General features: G+C 35.0%; 5 protein-coding genes and 1 pseudogene. All 6 read left to right on the top strand.

Annotated elements, in window-relative coordinates:
• The first annotated feature begins 325 nt into the window (after nucleotides 1–325).
• Complete coding sequence (locus tag BHX94_RS12535; RefSeq protein WP_111747111.1) at nucleotides 326–2,179, top strand: heavy metal translocating P-type ATPase; 1,854 nt, start codon at nucleotides 326–328, stop codon at nucleotides 2,177–2,179.
• A 192-nt stretch (nucleotides 2,180–2,371) separates the two neighbouring features.
• Complete coding sequence (locus BHX94_RS12530; RefSeq protein WP_111747109.1) at nucleotides 2,372–2,605, top strand: heavy-metal-associated domain-containing protein; 234 nt, start codon at nucleotides 2,372–2,374, stop codon at nucleotides 2,603–2,605.
• Between the two features lie 47 nt (nucleotides 2,606–2,652).
• The gene (locus BHX94_RS12525; RefSeq protein ID WP_026907429.1) at nucleotides 2,653–2,952 is read left to right on the top strand and encodes a hypothetical protein; all 300 of its coding nucleotides are present in this window, start codon (nucleotides 2,653–2,655) and stop codon (nucleotides 2,950–2,952) included.
• Nucleotides 2,953–3,017: 65 nt separating this feature from the next.
• Nucleotides 3,018–3,251: a heavy-metal-associated domain-containing protein gene (locus BHX94_RS12520; RefSeq protein ID WP_031797729.1), complete on the top strand. Its 234-nt coding sequence runs from the start codon at nucleotides 3,018–3,020 to the stop codon at nucleotides 3,249–3,251.
• 64 nt (nucleotides 3,252–3,315) lie between these two features.
• Nucleotides 3,316–4,023, top strand: a complete 708-nt coding sequence (locus tag BHX94_RS12515; RefSeq protein WP_111747107.1) for a Crp/Fnr family transcriptional regulator — start codon at nucleotides 3,316–3,318, stop codon at nucleotides 4,021–4,023.
• 508 nt (nucleotides 4,024–4,531) lie between these two features.
• Nucleotides 4,532–4,602: pseudogene (locus tag BHX94_RS12510) on the top strand (IS6 family transposase); the annotation flags it as partial.

Here is a 4,602-nt window from a genome sequence, read left to right as displayed (position 1 = left end):
ACCGCAGGTCTCTTCAGATCTACGGATTTTCGCCATGCCACGAAATTAGCATCATGCTAGCAAGTTAAGCGAACACTGACATGATAAATTAGTGGTTAGCTATATTTTTTTACTTTGCAACAGAACCCTCAAAACCAAGACATCTTTATTGTATGTTCGATAATATATAAGAGTTATTCAGTAAAACAGTTAGATTTGTTTTGCTGTTCTTTTATAATTTTTCACTTTTACAATAGAACTTGATACTAATCAATTTTTATTTCATAGAAACATCCTATACTAGAGTCATCAACAAGGAATACAAATGAAATTGGAGGGAATCAACATGCAAAGATATATATTAAGTAAAAAGAATTCCATTACACTGGTCAGTGCAATTTTGATTGCACTTGCATTCTTCGGACGATTTTCTTTAGACAACATGGCCATTTTCAATTGGTCGCTCATCATTGCATCCATTCTTGGTGTGGCGCCGATTGCAATCCAAGCCTATCAGGCATTAAAAGTAAAAGTTGTCAGTATTGATGTTTTAGTTACCATTGCAGTTATTGGGGCAGTATTGATTCAAAATTATGAGGAATCAGCCATCGTTACTTTCTTATTCTTATTTGGTTCATACTTGGAGCAACGTACCTTGAACAAAACACGTTCTGCCATTAAAGAATTAACAGAGCTGGCACCAGAAAGTGCTTTAAAGCAAATGGAAAACGGAGAATTTGAAGAAGTAGATGTCAATGATGTAGACGAAGGTGATATTTTATTAGTTAAAACGGGTGCAAAAGTTCCGGTAGATGGAACAGTGTTAACTGGTGAAGGTCACATTAATGAAGCAAGTATTACTGGAGAATCTTTACCTGTAAGTAAAAAGGTTGATTCTGAAGTATTTGCAGGATCTATCTTAGAAAATGGAACGATCCAAATTCGAGCTGATCGCGTTGGAGAAGATACAACATTTGGTAGAATTATCGAATTAGTGGAAGAGGCACAGGATTCCAAATCAGAAGCAGAACGTTTCATTGACCGATTCTCTAAATATTATACACCAGCTGTGTTAGTCCTTGGTTTTATTGTTTGGTTTTTCTCAAAAGATATTGAACTAGCTATCACGATTCTTGTTTTAGGATGTCCAGGTGCATTAGTTATCGGGGTTCCTGTATCCAACGTTGCCGGTATCGGAAACGGTGCACGTAATGGTGTCCTCTTAAAAGGTAGTGAAGTTATCAATGACTTTAGCAGAGTAGATACTATCGTTTTTGATAAAACAGGAACATTGACAGTAGGAAACCCTGAAGTTGCCGAAAAAGAATTTTACGGAAAAAATACTGAAGAGGTTCTAGGATATTTAGCAAGTGTGGAGCGTGAATCGGACCACCCACTAGCGAAAGCTGTCCTACAGGATATTGGCGAGACAACTTTCTCTACTGTTGAAGAAACCGAAGTCGTTAAAGGTGGCGGAATTGTAGCAAAAATAGGTGTTCATCGTATAGCCGTTGGTAACGTAGCTTTAATGGAAAAGGAAAATGTGAAATTAAGCGAAAAAGCTAAAAAAGACGTCGAACGCTTTGAGAAAAATGGGAATTCTCTTGTGTTAACTGCGGTCGACGGAGAATTAAACGTTCTGATGGGTATTCGGGATCAAATCCGTCCAGGTGTTAAAAAAGATCTTCAAAAACTGAAAAAACTAGGGGTCAAAAACCTTGTCGTTCTTTCTGGGGACAACCAAGGAACCGTAGATTTAGTAGCTCGAGAACTTGGATTAACAGAAGCGCACGGTCATATGCTTCCAGAAGGAAAATCTGCTTATATCGAAAAAATGCAAGCAGAAGGCGGGATCATTGCCTTTGTCGGTGACGGAGTGAATGATAGTCCTTCATTAGCCTTAGCAGATATCGGAATCGCCATGGGAAGTGGAACAGATGTTGCAATTGAAACATCAGATGTTGTTTTAATGAATTCTGACTTTAGTCGTTTACCACACGCATTAGGCTTAACAAAATCAACTGCAAGAAACATGAAACAGAACATCGCCATAGCAGTTGGTGTGGTATTAATCTTACTTGCTAGCCTACTATTTAGTGAATGGATGAATATGTCAATCGGGATGTTGGTTCACGAAGCAAGTATCTTAGTAGTCATCTTGAATGGTATGAGATTGCTTCGATACCGTTTGAGAGGATAAATTTAATAGAAAGCGGTCTTGACGAATGATAAAGGGGAAGTATTCAGGTAGGAAGAACAAAATACTCCCCTACTTTTTCTTGAAACTTGATTTGCGTCAATTTCATTTCGTTGAACCTCAGCTATACTTAAATTGTAAAGAAGAAGAGGGAAAACAAAAAAGTCAAAGATAAGATGAAAGGAGAAATAATTCATGAAAAAAGCAGTTATTCAATTAGAAACATTATCTTGTCCATCTTGTATGCAAAAGATTGAAAATGCGGTGAAAGGATTAAATGGGATTAATCAAGATAGCTTAAAAGTATTATTCAATGCCAGTAAAGTAAAAGTAGATTTTGATTCAGAAACGATCACCGTTAACGATATCAAAAAGGCAATTGAAGACTTAGGATATCCCGTTGTTAAATCAAAAGTAAAATCTGCCTAAGACAAACACACATAACAAAAATTATATATAGAAAGAGGGAAATAATAATGTCTGAACAAACATTTAACGAAGTAATAACAAACCATTTTGAAAAACTGGATTTATACACCACTGCAATTACACGGGCCCATGGTAAGAATCACCCAGAAGCCTTTGAAGTACGTGAATTGTTTGAAACAATTAGTGGAAAAGTAAAAGACGCAGGTACGAACAAACCTGACTTAGATGCTGAATTTGCTCAATTACGAAAAATCACAGACAACTACACCATTCCTGGAGATGTATGTGAAACGTATGCAGGCACATTCGAGATGTTATCAGAAGTAGATAAAGCATATCAGGCTTAAAGTAACTCAAAAACAAAAGAATAGATTGGTTTACGGTCGTTAAAAAATGAAGGGAGAAATGATTTATGCAAAAAGCAACGATTCAATTAGAAACCTTATCTTGCCCATCTTGTATGCAAAAGATTGAAAATGCGGTGAAAGGAATAAACGGTGTGAATCAAGATAGCTTGAAAGTAATGTTCAATGCAAGTAAAGTAAAAGTAGATTTTGATTCAGAAGCAGTCGCTATTAACGATATCGAAAAGGCAATTGAAGACTTAGGATATCCTGTTGTCAAATCAAAGGTAAAACCTGCTTAATCGAGTGAATAGAAAGGAAGCCTAAGATGCCCTCTTAGGCTTTTTATAAAAAGGAGAGGTTATTTTGGAACAAAACCAATGTTGTCATCACCAACATGGACATGCAGAATGTATTCGTATTGTTCCTATTTTTAACCATTTGAAAGACTCACAAATGGATTTGATTGCGGAATCTGCCAAGACACTTCATCTACAAAAAGGGGAAATGTTATTCCGTGCAGATGAGGAAGATGATACCTTATATATTATCAATTCGGGTAAGGCTCGGATTTATCGCTTATCGGATTCTGGAAAAGAACAACTTGTTCGCATTTTAAATCCCGGTGATTTTACAGGTGAAGTCGCTATTTTCCAACCTGGAAGTATTCATGAGAACTATGCGGAAGCACTACAAAATATATCCATTTGTTTAATTAAACGAGAGGATTTACAAGAGTATTTGGTGAAATATCCGCAGATCTCATTAAAAATACTGTCAGAAGTAACGATGCGTTTGAAGGATTCTGAAAAACAAACCACACAAGTAGCGATTGAAAATGTAGAAACCCGCATTATATCCTTTTTAGCTGAGAATGTTGAAAAGGGAAGTGGCAATAGTCCAACGATTATCTTACCAATGTCCAAAAAGGATTTAGCCTCGTATCTTGGTACCACACCAGAAACAATCAGCCGTAAATTCACTAATCTAGAAGAACTTGGATTGATTAAACGGTTACCGAAAAAGAAAATTAAAATAATGGATTTAGATCAATTGTTACTTCATACTGAATGAATATAAGAGGGTAGCGTGCCATTATCTAACGGGTTAAGTTTAATAGTACAAAACATAAAATAACAAACCTTTTAGCAATCCAATTAGCATATAAAATGGATTGCTAATTTTTGTTGGTTTAACAATGTCTATCTACAAAAAAGAAAGAAAAATGGCTCCTTATTTGACACTTATTTTACCAAGATGACATAATTTTGTGTCAACTTCATTATTTATTGCATTATCTAATCTTTTCACTCCTTGAATTTTTACAATAGACATTATTCATCACTTTCTTTTCTATATTTATTTAAGATCTCCATAAGTTTATTAAAATCTTCTTCTTCTAGTTCTCCAATTCTTGAAATAATTCTCTGATTTATTTTATAAAAAAGTGTATCAAGTTCATTAGAGAATAAAACTAATTCTTCATAATCATATTCAGTAGGTATAAATTCTTCAATAAATAATTCGGTTCTGTTGCAAAGTTGAATTTATAGTATAATTTTAACAAAAAGGAGTCTTCTGTATGAACTATTTCAGATATAAACAATTTAACAAGGATGTTATCACTGTAGCCGTTGGCTACTATCTAAGATA

Origin of the sequence: Macrococcoides bohemicum, from assembly GCF_003259675.1 — a bacterium.
In the GTDB taxonomy this organism is placed as follows: domain Bacteria; phylum Bacillota; class Bacilli; order Staphylococcales; family Staphylococcaceae; genus Macrococcoides; species Macrococcoides bohemicum.
The sequence above is the reverse complement of the archived record's forward strand: the minus strand, read 5'-3'. Positions and strand labels throughout refer to the sequence as shown.